At 33.5% G+C, this 19,789-nt stretch carries 10 protein-coding genes; 7 read left to right on the top strand and 3 right to left on the bottom strand.

Annotated features, from left to right (window positions below; translation table 11 throughout):
- Positions 1–50 precede the first annotated feature (50 nt).
- Both Q0829_RS15740 and Q0829_RS15735 read left to right on the top strand, forming a co-directional pair.
- Positions 51–524 carry an RNA methyltransferase gene (locus tag Q0829_RS15740; protein WP_298544838.1) on the top strand — a complete coding sequence of 158 codons (474 nt, stop codon included), beginning with the start codon at positions 51–53 and terminating at the stop codon, positions 522–524.
- A gap of 122 nt (positions 525–646) precedes the next feature.
- The gene (locus Q0829_RS15735; RefSeq protein ID WP_366893404.1) at positions 647–2,002 is read left to right on the top strand and encodes an alanine/glycine:cation symporter family protein; all 1,356 of its coding nucleotides are present in this window, start codon (positions 647–649) and stop codon (positions 2,000–2,002) included.
- Positions 2,003–2,011: 9 nt separating this feature from the next.
- On the opposite strand, the gene Q0829_RS15730 is transcribed toward Q0829_RS15735, so the two are convergent.
- Positions 2,012–3,961, bottom strand: a complete 1,950-nt coding sequence (locus Q0829_RS15730; protein ID WP_298544835.1) for an OmpA family protein — start codon at positions 3,959–3,961, stop codon at positions 2,012–2,014.
- Positions 3,962–4,264: 303 nt separating this feature from the next.
- Here Q0829_RS15730 and era point away from each other — a divergent pair, with 303 nt between their 5' ends.
- From era to Q0829_RS15715, 3 genes are all read left to right on the top strand, one after another.
- On the top strand, positions 4,265–5,146 hold the full coding sequence (era, locus tag Q0829_RS15725) for a GTPase Era (RefSeq protein WP_298544832.1): 882 nt from the start codon (positions 4,265–4,267) through the stop codon (positions 5,144–5,146).
- A gap of 397 nt (positions 5,147–5,543) precedes the next feature.
- Entirely contained in the window at positions 5,544–10,457 is a 4,914-nt protein-coding gene (locus Q0829_RS15720; protein ID WP_298544828.1) for a collagen-binding domain-containing protein, read from the top strand.
- Between the two features lie 156 nt (positions 10,458–10,613).
- The gene (locus Q0829_RS15715) at positions 10,614–12,137 is read left to right on the top strand and encodes a choice-of-anchor I family protein (protein ID WP_298544825.1); all 1,524 of its coding nucleotides are present in this window, start codon (positions 10,614–10,616) and stop codon (positions 12,135–12,137) included.
- A 155-nt stretch (positions 12,138–12,292) separates the two neighbouring features.
- Here the strand turns inward: Q0829_RS15715 and Q0829_RS15710 are convergent, their stop codons facing one another.
- A complete protein-coding gene (locus Q0829_RS15710; RefSeq protein ID WP_298544823.1) occupies positions 12,293–13,045 on the bottom strand; it encodes a hypothetical protein in 753 nt (250 codons plus the stop codon).
- A gap of 9 nt (positions 13,046–13,054) precedes the next feature.
- On the bottom strand, positions 13,055–13,630 hold the full coding sequence (locus Q0829_RS15705) for a sigma-70 family RNA polymerase sigma factor (protein WP_298544820.1): 576 nt from the start codon (positions 13,628–13,630) through the stop codon (positions 13,055–13,057).
- A gap of 87 nt (positions 13,631–13,717) precedes the next feature.
- On the opposite strand from Q0829_RS15705, the gene Q0829_RS15700 reads away from it, so the two are divergent.
- Together Q0829_RS15700 and Q0829_RS15695 are read left to right on the top strand one after the other, a co-directional pair.
- A complete protein-coding gene (locus Q0829_RS15700) occupies positions 13,718–16,903 on the top strand; it encodes a CHAT domain-containing tetratricopeptide repeat protein (protein WP_298544819.1) in 3,186 nt (1,061 codons plus the stop codon).
- A 193-nt stretch (positions 16,904–17,096) separates the two neighbouring features.
- Positions 17,097–19,697 (top strand): T9SS type A sorting domain-containing protein, encoded by a 2,601-nt coding sequence (locus Q0829_RS15695; RefSeq protein ID WP_298544816.1) that lies wholly within the window; start codon positions 17,097–17,099, stop codon positions 19,695–19,697.
- Positions 19,698–19,789: the final 92 nt, after the last annotated feature.

Raw genomic sequence — 19,789 nt, 5'->3', positions numbered from 1 at the left:
TACAAACCATTTTTATTGCTATTAGATTCTTTACTATTTACTTTTGTGATATGATAGATAACTTTGAAAATGAGTTTTTTGGTATTGGAATTCAAAATGGGAAAACACCAGAGAATCTAGGCGTTCTATGGAGAACTGCTCAGAATATGGGAGCGAGCTATATATTTACAATAGGTAATCGTTATGCTAAACAAGCTTGTGATACACATAATGCTGTAAAAGCAATGCCGTATTTTCATTATGATACTTTTCAGGATTTTTATAACCACCTTCCCAAAGGAGCCATGCTGGTAGGTGTAGAATTAACAGAAAAAGCAGTTGCGCTAGAAACCTTTAATCATCCTAAGCGATGCGTATATCTATTAGGAGCAGAAGATCACGGGTTATCTAAAATAGCTATAGAAAAATCACATTTCTTAATTAAGTTTAGATCAGAGTTAAGTATTAATGTAGCTGTAGCGGGTAGTATTGTGATGTATGATAGAGGAATAAATAAACCACGATTTATTAGAAGTATAGAGTAATTTTTTTGTCGTCAGGCTATCCACGTACACGGTATCTTGCTACTATACTTAACGCAAACAGGAGTATACTTTCAATTTTAAAATTCTTTTTTAACTACATTTATAGTATACAATGTAGTAATATGATTAAAACCTTAGAAACCACAATTGCAGCATTTAGTTCTTGGATATGGGATTGGCCTCTGCTAATCCTATTGATCGGTGGAGGATTATTTTTTCTGATATACTCTCGTTTTACGCCTTTTTTATATTTCAAACATGCTATTGATATACTTAGAGGGAAATATGATAAAGAAAATGCTCCTGGACAACTGAGTCATTTTCAGGCATTATCATCGGCAATTGCTGCTACGGTGGGAATGGGAAATATTAGTGGCGTGGCCATAGCATTGGTTATGGGTGGTCCGGGAGCTATTTTCTGGATGTGGATCAGTGCTTTGATTGGTATGGCTACTAAATTTTATACCTGTTCCTTGTCGGTAATGTATCGATCCAAAAGTGAGGAAGGAACTACTCTTAGTGGCCCAATGTATGTGATCACAGAAGGATTAGGAAAACGTTGGAAACCATTAGCTGTTTTCTTTGCATTAGCAGGATTAATAGGAACATTACCTGCATTTACAGCAAATCAACTAACACAAACATTAGTAGATGTATTAGACTGGAATGAAGGTGATAAACTTTATATAGGTCTTGTTCTTGCTGTTATTGCATCTTTCGTAATTCTTGGAGGAATTAAAAGAATTGGTTTAGTAGCAAGCAGACTGGTGCCTATTATGGTGGTTCTATATTTTATCACTGTGTTTACTATTCTGGTATTACAATTTGATAAAGTGCCTGAAATGTTTGTTTTGATTTTTTCTGATGCTTTCTCAGGAGAAGCTGCAGCTGGCGGTGCTTTAGGATATTTAATTAAAACTGGTGTAAAACGAGCTGCTTTCTCTAACGAGGCAGGAATCGGAACTGCCCCAATGATGCACGGAACAGCTAAAACTAATGAGCCTATTCGAGAAGGTTTAGTTGCTATGCTCGGACCAGCAATTGACACATTATTAGTTTGTACTTTAACTGCGTTAGCAATTTTATCAACAGGAGTATGGCAACATTCTGAGGATAATGGAATTTCGTTAACGTTACAAGCATTTAATTCCGTTTTACCATATGGAATAGGAGATGGCGTTGTAATAATTATGGTACTTGTGTTTGCTTTTTCTACCCTGTTTTCTTACTCCTATTATGGAGTTACTTGTTTAGGATTTTTAACGCAACCAAAATATGGTAAGTATTACAATTATATTTATATACTATCTATAGTAATAGCAGCAGTAGTTAAGATAGATTTTGCAATTAATTTAATTGATAGTGCATTTGCATTAATGGCAATTCCTACAGTTATTTCTGGATTATTACTGGCTAAAAAGGTTAATATTTGCGCAAAAAAATATTTTGAAAAATTGAAAGTTAACGCTGATGTTTAACAGGCATTATTATTTTCTAACAATAAATTCACTTCTTCTATTTTCTTGATGCTCTTCTTCTGTGCAAGGAACGCCATTAGTACATTTATTAATAAGACGTCGTTCTCCATAGGCTTTTCCTCTTATTCGTCTCCAATTAATACCGCCATTTCGTATAATATAACGCACAGTCGCTCGCATTCGTTTTACACTAAGTCTTTTGTTGTACCAATAACTGGATCTACTATCCGTATGAGAACGAACCTCAATTTTTAGGTTAGGATTTTGTTTCATAACAGTTATTACCTTTTGCAAATCTGCTTCTGCATCTGGTCTGATCTCATCAGTATCCAGATCAAAAAAGATAGTTCTTAGTTGTAGTGGAGCCACAATGTCATCTCCAATATTAACAGGCTCCGAAGTAGTGGACAATAATTCCTCTCTTTTAAAATCAATAGGAACTTTATTGGTTGTTTCATAAGAAGTTTTTGATCTAAAAATGATATCGTTAGGATTAAACCCTTCAATAGACGCTCTTATAATATATGTTTTGTCACAATCAACTTCAAAACTATAAGAGCCATTATAATCGGATTTTATTTTACTTACTATATTTCCGTCAGTATCTAATAAAGATACATCTATATTAGCTAAAGGTTCTTTAGTTTCATTATCCGTAATGATACCCTTAATATATTCTTTGCAAGATGTAATTAGCTCTTCCGTTTGCCTAAAACTATAAATGTCATCGTTACCCTTTCCTCCCTTTCTATTACTGGCAAAATATCCTGTTCTATTTTCTTCATTTAGTACAAAAGAGAAGTCGTCTTTAGGACTGTTTATCGGTTTACCTACATTGAATACTTCGTAAGTACCATCTTCTTTGGAGATAGCTACAAATACATCTAATCCCCCTAGTCCAACATGTCCGTCACTGGCAAAATATAATCGACCGCTATCACTTATGTAAGGAAAAGTCTCTCTACCTTCAGTATTAATACCATCACCTAAGTTTTTTGGCTTCCCATATTTTCCTCCAGGGAGGATGTCAACAACAAATAAATCAGATTTACCTCTTGTACCTTTCATGTCACTAGCAAAATACAATTGCTTGCCATCTGGACTTAAGGCAGGATGAGAAATAGAGTAATTATCACTATTAAAAGATAATTCAGTAATATTAGTCCATCTTTGATTGGTTAGAGTAGCTTTATATAATTTTAATAAAACCACACCTTTTCGATTCTTTCCCAGTTTGTTGTTAGTAAAGTTATTTCTGGTAAAATATACTGTGTTTCCATCTTTAGTAAAACTAGTAGAAGATTCGTGAAACTTAGTGTTTATTTTACCTTTTAGTTTTTTTGGTTCCTCCGTAGATATATTATCTTCCTTAATAGTTGAAGAGAAAAGATCTAAAAAAGGCATTTGATTCCATTCATGAACTTTAGAATTTTTACTACGAGAAGAAGCGAAAACAATTTGACCTCTATGATCAAAACTTGGTGCATAATCCGAATACTCAGAATTAATCTTTAATTTGTATAAATCATATTTACCTGATTGCATTTCTATAAAATCCAGATAGTCACGTTTGTTAATGAAAGATTTTGCCCGTTTATCGTTTCCGGTAACAATGTTAAATCTTTCCATAATAGCATCTGCATCACCATAGCGCTCAGCACTTTTTAAACTTTGCGCATATCTAAATAAATACTCAGGTTTTGTTTCTTCAGAAAAGTTCGAAATTAATTTTTCATACCATTGGATTGACTCTTCTAATTCTCCAGTGAAATAATAAGAGTCTGCAAGTTTTCTATATAGGTCATAAGAGGAATACCCTTGGCTAGCGACATCTAGGTAGATATCACGTGCATTAATATATGCTAATGCTTCAAAACTTTGATCAGCTTTAGCGAGTTGCTTGTTTCTATCTTGTCCGAAACTAGGATATGAAAACAATAGCAATGTTATCACAGACATACATAAATGTATATTGCAATATGTTTTCCAAGAAGGTGAAAAAAAGATTGAATAGTTTCCCAAAATGATCCCAGTATTTTTAAAATAAATTATTTGTTTTCGTGGGGTTTTGAAAACGTACTGGAATTAAATTTACGAAAAATTAACAAAAGGTTTATTTTCTATATTGTTTTTTTACTTTTCATAGTTATAACTACTAGGCTATTTTAGCTATAAAAATAATAGCTATTAGGATAAATAATCCTTTGTAATATTGGATAAACTTGCAGAATAATCAATTAACTTTGCATCAAAATATTATGTATGAGTCATAAAGCTGGTTTTGTAAATATTATAGGAAATCCTAATGTCGGAAAATCTACTTTAATGAATGCTTTTGTTGGAGAAAGGCTATCCATTATTACTTCTAAAGCGCAAACCACAAGGCATCGAATTCTAGGTATTGTGAATGGAGAAGACTTTCAGGTAATTTTATCAGATACTCCAGGGATTATTAAACCAGCATACGAGCTACAAGAATCTATGATGGGATTTGTAAAATCTGCTTTCGAAGATGCGGATGTTCTCATTTATATGGTAGAAATAGGAGAAAAAGAGCTTAAAGATGAAGCGTTTTTCAATAAGATCACTAACGCGAAAATTCCAGTATTTTTATTGTTGAACAAGATTGATCAATCCAATCAGGAACAATTAGAAGAGCAAGTACAATTTTGGGCAGAAAAAGTACCCAACGCAGAATTATATCCAATCTCAGCCTTAGAAAACTTTAATGTTAAAGAAGTATTTGCGAGAATCATTGAATTATTGCCGGATTCACCACCTTTTTACCCTAAAGATCAACTAACGGATAAGCCAGAACGTTTTTTTGTAAACGAAGCTATTCGAGAAAAAATCTTAATGCACTACAAAAAAGAAATTCCATATTCTGTAGAGGTTGAAACCGAAGAATTTTTTGAAGACGAGAAGATTATAAGAATAAGATCAGTGATTATGGTAGAACGCGATTCTCAGAAAGGAATTGTTATTGGTCACAAAGGTGCTGCGCTTAAGAGAGTTGGAGTAGAGGCTCGAAAAGAATTAGAGAAGTTTTTTGGAAAACAAATTCATATCGAGTTGTATGTAAAGGTTAATAAAAACTGGCGTAATAATGAACGTCAATTAAAACGCTTTGGTTATAATCGCTGATTTTCGGAATAAAATATGTTAAATAAAAAAGCCTTGTAAGGTTTTGTAAGTGTTTCAATTTTATTATTTACGGTAAAACTGTATTTTGAAGATAAAATGCTGCATTTGAACGTTTTTACACCTTTTTTTAATGCTTTTTTAAAGTGAATCCTCTAATTTAGCAGAATTAACATATTTAAAACGCCCTAAAATATGATATAAACATTACTTTATCTTCACACATTTTTTTTAAGTAACGGCTTAACTTTAAAAAACAAATAAATTTCAAAAAGGTTACCTCATTTGTACTGTCAAGGACTGTTACGATTTTTGGTGTCTTCTGTATTTATTTAAGTAAAACCCAAAATAAATTAACCAGACTGAATTTTTCAAATTCAAACGAAAAAACAACTACACAATGTCAAAAACTACTAACAAGCTTAACTTGTTAAGCAATAAAACTGGAGCAACTCCAATTGTTTCGTCTTTATTTGGCTTAACTATGATCGTCATTTTTATAATGACATCTGGATTTAAAAACATTGATGGAAAGAGTAAAGTAGCATCTTATTCAACAACATCGATATGTAATAATCCATTATCAGAAGCATTAGGATATAATGCATTTGTAAGATACAATACCACGGTCCACGGAGGAGATACCGAAGGTCCTATTGCATTAGGAGGGGATTTAACTATTGATGGAATTATTACATTAGCCGCTCAAACGGCAGGTTCTAACTTTTTCAATGGAGATGATCAAGCATCATCATTGGTGGTAAACGGGAAAGTGATTTATACTTCTGGAGAAGGAATACATCTTAATCAAGGATACACCAAGGTAGGTGATTTAAATGGCTCTTCAGTTTTTGATGTAGATTTTAATTTTGCATCAGTCAATACGAGACTTACTGCTGGAGATTACGATGCTAAGCCAAGGATTCAAGTACAGAGAAAACAAGCTCAAAATTCGGTTGGTCAAGCTAATTTGATTGATTTCGAAGCAGCTTTTGCATTATTCGAGGCAAAGTCGATTTCTTATAGTAATATGCAATCCAATGTAGATATAAGTAACGATAACAAAATCTTGCTTACTCAGAATGTAATTAATGTTTTAAATGTTACCGGAACAGAGTTACAAAACCTACCTTATTTAACTTTTGAGAATACTCCAAATCAAAATACGCCATTAATTATCAATGTTGATGCATCTGGTGATTTCGAATGGAATATCTTAAACCTTGCCGGAATCGGAGATCAACAAGGGGCATTTATTATTTGGAATTTTTATAATAATTCTAGTCTTACATTAAAAGGAGGATCAACGATTATAGGAAGTTTACTAGCTCCAAAGTCAGATGTAATTAAAGATTCTTCAGGAAATATTAATGGACAAGTAATTGCAGCTAATTATGATCATATTCAAGGAGAATTGCATCAACACGTATTTGATTCTTGTACTGATGATGAAATAAGTTGTCAATTAACAGTTGATGCAGGAGAAGATGCAGAGTTTTGTGGGGAAGGAGAAGTAACACTTACAGCTACTATATCCGGAGAATCAGAGTGTGTTGATTGTACTGGTGAATATGGTGTAGAAAATACAAATAACTGTAGAAGGGATCAAGACTACGTAATGTGGTTAACGGATGGTAATAATCCAAGATGGTTTTCCAATGTAGATTTAGAGTGGAATGAGTTAGGAGATGGTACTGCTACACTTACCGGGACAATTTTTGATCATACATTAACCCAGATGACTTATGAAGTAAATGCTATATATTCGGGAAGAACAAGTACTACGCCAACAAATAGTCCTAAAGGACATGAATGTAATACTGAAGACGAATCGGCATGGATTTATTATACAGGTTTAACAGGGACAGTAGCGAGTACTGATGGATCCTGGTCTATTGATTTGTCAAGAAGAGGTCCAGCTTTTCAGTTAGGAAATGGAGCAAATGTAACAGAGACAGAACAAGGGAGATATGGAGCATGTGGTTGGTTTAATACCACAGATGGTCAGTACAATAGAGGAGACTTTAACTTTAATCTCGGAGATTGTGTTACAACCTCAACTACAGAGGTTAACTATTTATGGTCTACTGGCGAGACTACTCCGTCAATTACAGTGAACCAAGGAGGAACATATACTGTAACAGTAAAAGATTGTGAAAATTGCGAGGCTTCAGATTCTGTTGAAGTTGTAATAAATGATGCACCTCAAGTAAATGCTGGTGAAGATCAGGAAATTTGTTTAGGTGATGAAGTAACTTTAACAGCTACAACTGATGGTAACGAAAGTTGTGAGAGTTGCATCGAATATGGTATAGAGAATACTGATTATTGTAGAGGGAATCAAAATTACGTATTGTGGTTAAAAGGAGGAAGGTTCTTTTCTAATGTAGATTTAGAATGGAATGAACTTGCGGATGGATCTGCTACATTAAAAGGTACTGTGTTCGATTATACAAACACGCAATCAAATTACGAGGTAGATGTAGTTTTCACTGGAAAAACAACGGATACACCTGCTAATAGTCCTAAAGAACATGAATGTAATACTGAGGATGAATCAGGATGGGAATATTATACGGAATTTACTGGTACAATTACCAGTGCAGATGGATCTTGGTCTACAAGTTTAACAAGAAGAGGTCCTTCATTCCAAATAGGTAATGGAGCTAATGTAACGGAAACACAACAAGGAAAGTTTGGAGCTTGCGGATGGTTTGATACTGATGATAACGAATATTCTGTAGGAGATTTTAATTTTAACTTAGGAGATTGCATAACTTCAGAAACAAATAATACTTCTTTCTTATGGTCTACAGGAGAAACAACAGAGAGTATTACTGTATCACCAGATGAAGATACTGAGTATACAGTAACTGTAACAAATTGTAATGGATGTTCAGCTACAGATGAAGTAATGGTATTGGTTAATTCTGCTGCTGTTGATGCCGGTGATGATCAAAATGTTTGTTTAGGAGAAACGGTAACGTTAACAGCTACAGGAGAAGGAATGTTTTTGTGGTCTACAGGAGAAACAACAGAAACTATTACTGTATCGCCAACAGAAACTACAACATATACAGTTACAGCAACTAACGAAACTTGTGAGGCTTCTGATTCTGTAACCGTTATTGTAAATGATCCTGTAATAGTTGATGCCGGAGAAGATGAGGAAATATGTTTAGGAGAAGAAATAACTCTTACTGCACAGGTTAGTGGTATAGAAAATTGTACAGATTGCACAGAGTATGCTATTGAAGGGACTGATTATTGTGGTGCCGGAACTCACGATTTTGTGATTTGGATGACAAATGCTGACAGAAGTGATAAAAGATGGTACTCTAATGTTGATTTGGTTTGGGAAGAATTTGCTGATGGTACAGCAAAGTTAACAGGAACCGTTTTAGATTATACGGTAACTCAAGAAACATATGAGTTGGATGTGACATATTCAGGTAGAACTACTATAGCACCTACAAATAGCCCTAAAGAGCACGAATGTAATACTGAGGATGCAACCGGTTGGACGTATTATCCTGAGATGAGTGGTACCATAACTAAAACAGATGGTTCAGAAGTAATAACTATAACAAGAAGAGGAGAAGCATTCCAAGTTGGAAATGGGGCTAATGTTTTTGAGACTGAGGAAGGTAAAAATGGTGCTTCGGGTTGGCTGAATGTAGTTGATGGTTATTTCGCTTATGGAGATATCAACATTAATTTTGGTGATTGTATTACAACAGGAGCAGGAGAAGCAAATTATTTATGGTCTACTGGAGAAACTACTCAAAGCATTACTGTATCACCAGAAGAAGATACAACGTATACGGTTATCGTAACTAGTTGTACCGATTGTGTAGGTGAGGATGAAGTAACAGTAACTGTAGATTCCGCAACAGCAGATGCTGGGAATGACCAGGATATTTGTGCTGGAGATACAGCAACACTTACGGTTGTTGGAGAAGGAGATGTAGTATGGTCAACTGGAGCAACAACTGCTAGTATTGAAGTTTCCCCTCAGGAAACCACTACTTATAGTGTTACAGTTTCTAATGGTAGTTGTGAGGCTACTGACGAGGTAACAGTAACTGTAGATTCTGCAACAGCAGATGCTGGAAGTGATCAGGATATTTGTACTGGAGATGCGGCAACACTTACGGTTGTTGGAGAAGGAGATGTAGTATGGTCAACTGGAGCAACAACTGCTAGTATCGAAGTTTCCCCTCAAGAAACCACTACTTATAGTGTTACAGTTTCTAATGGTAGTTGTGAGGCTACGGATACGGTAACAGTTGTAGTAAACTCTGTAACTGCAGATGCAGGAGAAGATCAGACTATAGCTATAGGAGAAACTACTACTCTTACTGCAACGGGTGGCGGTACATATTTATGGTCTACTGGTGAGACTACAAGCACTATTGAAGTTTCCCCTCAGGAAACCACTACATATAGTGTTACAGTATCTTTAAATGGGTGTTCAGCTGTTGATGATATTACTGTTTTTGTAGAAGGTTGCTCTGTTACTGCAGATGCCGGAGAGGATCAAACAATTTGTAATGTTATTGATTCTATACCTGATACTTTTATGGATAGTGAAGTTTCTAAAATGATGCAAGAAGTAACTTTGACTGCTAATGGTGGAGATACATATCTTTGGTCAACTGGAGAGACTACACAATCTATAATTGTAGCTCCAACTGAGACTACTACATACTCCGTTATTGTTACTTCGGGTGTTTGTAGTGATATAGATGAAGTAATAGTTAGTGTTATTAATCTAGAAGCATATGCTGGAGAAGATCAATTTATTTGTTCCGAAGGAGAAGGCGAGGGATCTTTTACAAAATCTACTCAGCCAGTAATTCTTACTTCTTCAGAAGCAGATTCCTATCTTTGGTCCACAGGAGAGACTACAAGGACTATTACAGTATCTCCAGAAGAAACTACTACTTACGAAGTAACAATTTTTATTGGTAATTGTAGTGATTCAGATCAGGTAACAGTTTTTGTAGATGAAGAAGACTGTGAAGAGGAGGAAGAAGAAGGCTTTGATGGAGCTTCGGTAACAGTATATCCAACATTATTAAAATCCGGAGAGACAATTACTGTAGATGTAATGTCTAAGATAGATCAAAATGTATATGTGTCTTTTTATAGTATGTCTGGAGCTACCATAATTCCGACAGCTAAAAATGTAATTCAAAAAGGTAAAACATCTCTAACTTTCGATATGGTTGGATCGATACCTTCTGGAATGTATTTGGTAAAAATAGATAGAGAAGAAGGTTCTGAATACAAAAAGATTATTATAAAATAGTATACATTCAAAAAATAATATTTTTAAAACTGCCTGGAAATTTTTTTTCAGGCAGTTTTTGTATAAAAGAATAAATTATTTATAATTTATTCTTTTCATAACATTAAGGATATACTCATTATTGATTTTTGATAGCTAATTCAAATCAAATTAATAATGAAAACCATTAATAAAATTGTTGTAATTCTTGCTGTAGCAAGTATGTTTGTTTCTTGTAATTCTGATGATGATATTGTCGTAGACCCTATTGATACAGCTGATTTAACTTTTGAAAAAATAGGAGCCTTCAGTAATGGTACTGGCGAAGAAGGATTTGCTGAGATTTCAGCATTTGATCCTAGTACCAATAAGTTGTTTATTGTGAATCCTAATGATACCGAAATATCAGTTTGGGATTTATCTAATCCGTCAACTCCTATACCTGGTACAGATATAACAGTGAATGGAGTTCCAAATAGCGTAGCAGTTTCTAACGGAGTAGTTGCGGTTGCTTTGGAAAACGCAGCTAATAAACAAGCTAATGGAACTATCGCAACTTATAGTTCTGATAATCAATCTTTATTAAATACATATGATGCAGGAGCACTACCTGATATGGTAACTTTTAGCCCAGATGGTAAATTCATCGTAGTTGCTAATGAAGGTGAGCCGGATGATTTGTATGTAAATGACCCAGAAGGATCTATTACTATTATAGAAGTAGCTTCCGGACAAATAACTAATGCTGGGTTTACTGCTTTTAATGGTCAAACTATTGGCAATGATTTTAGAGTTTTTGGCAAAGGAGCTACTTTGGCGCAAGATGTAGAACCAGAATATATAGCCATTTCAGATGATTCCAAAACAGCATATGTTTCATTACAAGAAAATAACGGATTAGCTGTAGTAAATCTAGATACTAAAGTAGTTACAGACATTCTTGGGCTGGGATTAAAAGACCATTCATTGCCTCAGAATCAATTGGATGTAAGTAATAGAGATGATATTTCTGGGAATTTTAAGAATTGGCCCGTGTTTGGAATGTATCAACCGGATGCAATAGAATTTGTCTCTATTAGTGGTGCAAATTATATAATTTCTGCAAATGAAGGAGATGCTAGAGATTATGATGGGTTTTCTGAAGAGGAAAGAGTAAAAGATTTGGTTTTAGATCCAATCGTATTTCCTGATGCTGCAACTTTGCAGTTAGATGAAAACTTAGGAAGATTAAAAACTACCACAGCTAATGGAGATACAGATGGAGATGGAGATTTTGATAAAATCTACGCATATGGAGGAAGATCCTTTACGATCTGGAGTACATCAGGAAACGTTATATATGATAGTGGTGATCTAATTGGTAAAAAGACTTTTGAACTAGAGCCTATGCTTTTTAATAATGATGAAGGTGAAATTGATGATCGATCTGATGATAAAGGAGCAGAGCCAGAAGCAGTAGAAACTTTAAAAATAGGAGACAAAACATTGCTCTTTGTTGGATTAGAAAGAACCGGAGGCGCTATGGTATTCGATATCACAAATCCTGCAAGTCCAACGTTTTTAGATTGGATGGTAGATACTGCAGATGTTGGGCCAGAAGGACTAATAGCAGTAAAAGCGGAGGATAGTCCAACAGGAAATGATTTAGTAATTATTACCCATGAGGTTTCTAATACTATAGCAGTTTATGAGATTAAGTAATCGTCCATAAAAAGTTTGATGTTTTACAGTAACCAAGATATCTGTAATTGTTTTTATCTTTGAAGTAAGTAATTATTTCACTGACTGACTATCAATTATGAAAAAGTTCAATAGGTCGATGCGCTGACCGTTGAGCTTTTTCGTTTTTAAAGAACTTATTCGTCTTCCAAATCTTTCAATAAAGCAATTGCATTTTTTTTGTACCTGGTGTTTTGAGAAATCAATTCTTTTAGAATTGGAATCATACTATCTTTTTGATTCATTTTTAAATAGGTAAGTGCTAAAAACCATTGAGCATCAAAATAATTTGTGCTTTCTGTAGAGAAAGCTTTAAATAACGTTTTGGCTTTTATTAATTGATCGGTATTAAGATAACTGTTCCCTAAGCATAGCTTTAACTTTTCTTCATTTGGTTTTTGTAAAACTAATTTTTCCAGATCAGTGATAGTCTCTTGATATTTTTGATTTTTATAATTGAACAAAATGTCTTTAAAAACCTTATTTTCCGTGTCATCAGCACCTCGTTTAATATCACCAATAGGATATGGAGTATAATACATGGCATATAAATCTTGTTCAGTAGTATTTTGAAACCAAAAAAAGGTAGATACTCCAATAATAAAGATGATAGAAGCAGCAATCTTCCAGTAAGATGATGATGCTAGTGTTTTTTTCTTTTGTTTAGTATTCTCTTGCGCTAATTCTTCTTTGGCTGTTATCAATTTTTTCCTAAAATCGATTGCTTTTGTATTTGCAAGCTCATTTTGAAGTTCTTTGTGAATTGTTATTTCATTCTTGAGCTCAGGATTAGCCTCTATAAGAGTTTTAAAACTTCCTAATTCAGTCTCAGATAATGAACCCTCAATATATGCTTCTATTTTTTCGAATAGTTCTTGTGTCATTTCCATAGTTGAAACTTATTTAGTGTCTGTTTTCAATTCTTCAAAAACTGGATCTATCTTGATTAATTCTGTCAACCTTTTTTTACAATTGAATTTTTTCTTTCTTATATATGATTCAGTACTATTCCTTTGTTTTGCAATATCTTTCATAGATAAACCTTTAAAAAAAAGTGTTAGTATCTCTTGACAAACAGGACCTAGTTTCAAAAAACATTTCTGGTATACGTAGCTTCTTTCTTTTTGCTCAATTTGATCAGTTATATCTTCAGTGTCCGAAGCGACAATAGAAAGAATACTTTCATGTTGTATTTCTTTTTTATTCTTTCTTAATGAATTCATCCACATATTTCTGCATACAGAATAGGTGTAAGTTCCTAATGAAGAAGTAAGCTGTAATGAATCATCAGTTAGTTTCTCATAAATAAATACCATAGCATCCTGAAAAATATCTTCAGCATCTTTTTCACTTCCAGAATTTTTTAAGATAAAACTTTTCACTTGAGGTAAATATTTTTTGTAGAACGCTGTAATAATAGCTTGATCACCTGCAACAATTCCTGCTATAATTTTGTTTTGTTCGTTGTTACTCATTGATTAATGTTAAATAACTGTAAATTGTTACCTGGTTCGAATAAAATAATGACGATAAAAGTAACATATTTATTTTTTTAACTACTAATGAATAGAGTTTCAAAACTATATAAAACTGAAATACAGAAGAAGTATATGCAAGTAAATCTTGGTCTTTTAGTAATTGTATTTTTTTTATGTGCTGGTAAAGCCGGATATTCCCAAACCGTAAAAGATACTTTACTTGCTCGTCAATACCTGATTACAGGAGATTCATTAGTATACAAAGAAGATTATCATAATGCTATTAATAATTTTCAAAATGCCGCTATAGGTTTTAAAGAAAATGCTTCCTGGAAAAGACAGGTTGAAAGTCTTATAAAAATAGCAAATACTTACTTTTATTATCTAAATGATTATGAAAATGTAATTCTTATTGCGGATGAAGTGTTGGGTATTTGTAATAAAAGGCTTGAAAAAGAAACAGTATTAGAAGCTAATGCTCTTACTATTAAAGGGCTAGTCTATCATAAAAAAAACCAATATAGTAAAGCAATAGCCCTCTATAAAACAGCGCTTCAAATCCTGCTAAAAAAAGTTGGGAGGTATCATATCGAAACAGGAGATCTGGAGATAAATATGGGGATCGCTTATGATGATTGGGGGCTTTCTGAAGAAGCGCAAAAACATTATACAAGTTCTTTAAAAATAAATCAGGAGCTCTATGATGAGGGAAAAAAGAATCGATTGAATACGGTGTATTTAAACTTGGCCGTTGTATATAGTAGATTAGGATTATATCAACAAGCAATCCCACTTTATGAAAAGGCTATTGCTTTAGATATAGAAGAGTATGGAGAAAAAGATCCGTATTTGGCAGAAAGCTATTGTAACTTGGCAGGCAATTACAGCAAAATAGGAGAGCATTATACATCCCTTCAGTATTTTTATAAAGGACTAAATATTTTTAAAGAAAACCTCAAGGAAGGAGATGAATACTTTGCGATACCTTATAACGGGATTGCGACCCAATATACAAAGTTAGATAAACTAGATAAAGCACTCGAAACATACAATAAATCTTTAAAAATTTACCAGGATATTTATGGGGATACTCATATAAATACAGCAGAGATTCTATGTAATATTGGAGGAACTTATAGAATACTTAAAGAGTATGATAAGGCTCAGGATTATCTAAAAAAAGCTGAACAAATTATAACGTCTCTTTTTGATAAAAACAATAGAAATTTATTTTTTTCAAACTATGAGTTTGGTCAATTATATGAACAACAAGATCAATACGATCAGGCAATTGAATATTATGAAAAGAATCTTGCTATCGCACTACAAAACTTTGGATTAAAAAATCAAAATACTTCAGAAGCATATATAGAAATTGCAAGAATTCAATTGGTAAATAAAGAATATCAGCAGGCTATAGATACCTATCATAAATCCATCATTGCGGGATCCAAAAAGTTTAATGATACAAATATTGATGCAATCCCAGAGAATAAAGATTATTTTAATGGAGATACGCAATTAACAGCCCTATACGGAAAAGCAAAAGCAATAAAACTACTGGCCAAAACCCAGAATGACGTCCAAAATGTCGAATTAGCATATCAACATTTTTTTACGTGTGATGCGATACTAGATGAAACCAGAATATCATATCAATCAGCAGAAGATAAGATGTCTTTGGAAAAAAATGCAAAGCAATTATACCAAGAGGCTATCAGTACCGCACTATGGTTGAATCAAAAAACTGGAGATGACAACTATCTGAAAGATGCTTTTTATTTTTCGGAGAAGAACAAATCCCGTTTGCTGAATGAGCAATTAAGAAAAACAAAAGCTACTAACTTTGCAGGAGTTCCTTCTGATAAAATTAAAGAAATAGAGGAAGTGAAGACCAAATTGGCAAAATATACCTCAAAGCTATATGAGTATAAGGGTAATCAGGATACCATTAATACTAAGGAAATACAGAAGTATGAGGATTTAGTATTTTCATATACTCAAAAAAACGATTCAATAACTAAAAAGATAGCGAGCTCATATCCTAAATATTATCAACTAATTTACAATCATGACATTATTTCTGTAGAAGATATTCAAGCAAAATTACCTGCAAGAACAGCGTTTCTGGAATATTTTGTGACAGAATCAAAAGTCTATAGTTTTTATATTTCTAATGATGAGTTTACCGTGAAACCATTACATATCAAAAACCTTGAAGAAAAAGTTATTGGTTTTAGAGAGGCAGTTATTCAAAAGGATATGAATAGATATTCTCAAATTGGGAGCACGCTATATAAAGATTTAATCGTCCCGATCGAGTTAAAAGAAGAAGTAGATCAAGTAATTATTGTACCAAGTGGTATTTTATGGCATCTTAATTTTGATCTATTAATAACCAAAGAATCCGATGATTCGAACCCCCAGGAGATTTCATATTTCTTAAAAGATAAGGTGATTAGTTATGCCAATTCTGCGGAGTTGTTCTTTTCTGAAAAATCAGAAAAACAAGATGTTTTACAAGAATGCCTGGCTTTTTCGTTTTCAAATGATAATGCATCTACATCTTCCTCTATTTCGATGAATACCTTACGAAACACCAAAGATGATTTACCCGGTGCCAGAAAAGAAATTAAGGCAATTTCAGAAATTGTTGATGGTAATTATTTTTATGGAAAAGAAGCAGGAGAAGCTAATTTTAAAAAACATGTAAATCAATATGATTTATTACATCTCGCCATTCACGGAGAACTAGATGATAAGCATCCGGAGAACTCAAAACTATTCTTTACACAGGATTCATTATCAAGTGAAGATAATTACCTATACAATCAAGAAATATATAATCTGGAGATCCCAGCGGGATTGGTTGTTCTAAGCGCCTGTAATACGGGTTCAGGAAAAATTTCTAAAGGAGAAGGGGTGATGAGTTTAGGAAGAGCCTTTCAATACGCTGGAGCTAAAAGTTTACTACTTACCTCCTGGGAAGTCTCTGATGATACTACTCCAGAGATTATGAAAAACTTCTATCGTAATCTTTCTGATGGCATGAACAAAGCAAAAGCATTGCAGAAGGCAAAACTACAATTTCTGAATACAGCAAATATGTATGAAATGGACCCGGTATATTGGGGAGGTTTCTATGTATTGGGAGATATTTCGGAAGTTAATCTATCTAATGCAAAATATGGATACCTGTATGTATTGATTGTTGTAGTGATAATAGTAATGGGGATTTGGTTTTTTATAAGGAAAACCAGAAAGATATAAGTCTAATGCATTCATAACCAAATAATAATATGATGTATTGATAAAAAAGACTATTTTTGCAGGCCTAAAAAATCACAATAGGATAGGGGTAACATTCTAGTGATTTTAAACATAAAGTATAACTGAAAAAATAATAGAAGATAAGGGGAGCTTCTTTTTTATCAGATATGCAACCCAAAATAAAATAAACAAAGTGAGAAAAAAATTATTCTTTTTTGTGGGACTTATGATGAGTCTTACGGTATCAGTAGCGCAACAGGTCCATGTCGGAGACCTTATACTAAGCTCCCAGACAGAAATCGACAGTTTCAATTATTCAGAGATTCAGGGGAGTTTAACTATTCAGGAATCCAGGGCTGGAGATATTACAAATCTAACACCTTTAGAAACACTAGAAATTCTAGGAGGAGGTTTATTCATTATAAAAAATAACAATTTACAGAACCTTAATGGTCTGTCGGGTATAACAACAGTGAATGGAAACCTGGAAATCATGAATAATGCGGATCTTACTAATGTAAGTAGCCTCTCTAATATAGAACGGGTATTTGGTAGCATTAAGATTCATGCAAATCATAGACTTACTTCCCTAAGTACATTTGATGGACTTAGTACACTTGGTGGTGGATTAAGTATACATTGGAATATGGGACTTGCCACACTGGATGGATTTAATAATATAGAACGAATCGGGGATCATCTGGAGATTACATCTAATCTAAATATGACTACGATCTCCGGACTAAGAAATGTAACCTATATTGATGGCCATTTACGAATCGTAAATGCGAAAATATCAGATATAAGCCCCCTAAGAAAAGTGACCAGTATTTTAAGTCTTATTCTTAAAAAAACTCCTATTTATAATCTGGATGGATTATCAGGAATCACTGAAATCAGGGGAGGTTTATATATTCATAACAATCCATATCTGCAAAATATCAAAGGAATATCAAAAGCACTAATAGGGAACTTCGTTACCTTGGATTTTGAGAATAATCCCAACCTCGAAACTATAGAAGGAGCCGAAAAGATAACCAGTATTAACATAGATATACGATTTGTTGGAAATACGAAACTAAAAAATCTGGATGCATTGTCTAATATCATGTTTGTGATTGATGATGTAGAGATTACTGGTAATACAAATCTCGAAAGCGCTTGTGGAATTGTTCAATTGCTAGAAGATCCTTCTTTGGTGTATAGAGGAACGATTACCATAGAAAATAATGGAGCAGATACTAGTGATATAGAGCGTATTATTGATGTATGTAATAATTGTAGAATTTATTTTGGCGATATATTATTAAGTGATCAATCGGATATTGATAATTTTAGATATTGTAAAGTTAATGGAGATGTCATTATCGAAGAAGCTTCACGTGGAGAGATCACAAATGTAAATGGATTGTCAAATTTAACAACAGTAACAGGAGATTTGGTGATTAAAAACAATGAAAGAATTGAGGATCTTAATGCGCTTTCTAATTTGAGTGTATTAAGAAGGGATTTTATTATTGAAAATAACACTTCACTTACTGATCTAGGTAATTTCGGTTTGTTAAAAGCGACAGGTGGCTCTTTAAATATTGTTAATAATCCATCAATCGAAACACTCGAAGGGTTTTCAGAATTGAATGTGTTAAGTGGAGATTTATATATTTATAACAATCAAAACCTAAGAAATCTTGATGGAATAAGTCTAAGAGCTTTTGATTTATTTAGGTTTTGTGATATTAAAATTGGTCAAAATAACAGCCTAACTAATATCGATGCTATTTCCAATGTAGGACTAGTTCCAGGTAGTGTAATTGTCTATGATAACTCTAATTTACAAACATTAGATGGACTTTCTGGAATTTTTGGGATACAAGATGAACTATCTGTTACGGATAATACAGGATTACAAAATGGTTGTGGTATTGTCGGCTTGATAGAGCCTGCTCCCATATGGCGATCCATCATACAGCCTTCAGTAGGTGCAATATCGAATAATGGCAGTACATCAAGTAGTGTAGAAGATATTATTAATTTTTGTAAAAAAACATATTTTGGAGACCTCACACTAAGGTCTCAAGAAGAAATAGACTCATTTGATTACGAGATTATCAGGGGTACACTGATTATTGAAGAATCCGTATCAGGAAATATTACCAGTTTAGATCCATTATCTAGCTTATTACAAGTGGATGGCGTAGTGATTAGAAATAATGCATCACTTAGAGGTTTAGGGGGATTGGCTTTTAGTCTTCTCGATGTGGTAGAAGATAATGATAGCTTTATATTAGATAATAATCCACTGCTTTTTACATCAGATGATCCTAATGTGAGATCTCGGGACTATTTTGAGCTATATTACGTGTTGTGTTTAGGCACTATTCAGGAAGCTCAAGTGCGATATAGTGATACTGAAGCCTATGAGGTGATTCGGGAGTATCCGGCAGGAAGTGTACGATGTATACCTGGACCGTCTCCTGTTTTTAAACCCAGGCAACTAAAACCCAGAAAAAAGATTGTTCAGCAATATTATAACGGGAATGAGGCTATAAAATCTCAGAAAATGATGCTGTATCCTACGGTTACCGATGGAGTAGATATTACGATTAATGGTTTGTCAACTGATTTTTCCTATACTATTTATAGTATGACAGGGATGTTAGTGAAACAAGGCTCTTTCCAAAACGAAGCAGAGCTCAAAACCATTCGATTAGGAAGTCCTCTGGATACAGGAATGTATCTTATGAAGATACAAGAAAATGATAAGGTGACTACCTTACGATTTATGGTAAAATAAGTTTTAGAAGCATATAGATTTGTTAAGCTCCCGTTTTTGGGAGCTTTTTTTATGTCATTTTTTAAAAGAAGGGGGGTAATGTTTTGTGCTGT

The sequence above is a fragment of the uncultured Aquimarina sp. genome (assembly GCF_947492405.1).
In the GTDB taxonomy this organism is placed as follows: Bacteria; Bacteroidota; Bacteroidia; order Flavobacteriales; family Flavobacteriaceae; genus Aquimarina.
This window is presented reverse-complemented; position numbering and strand designations above follow the sequence as displayed.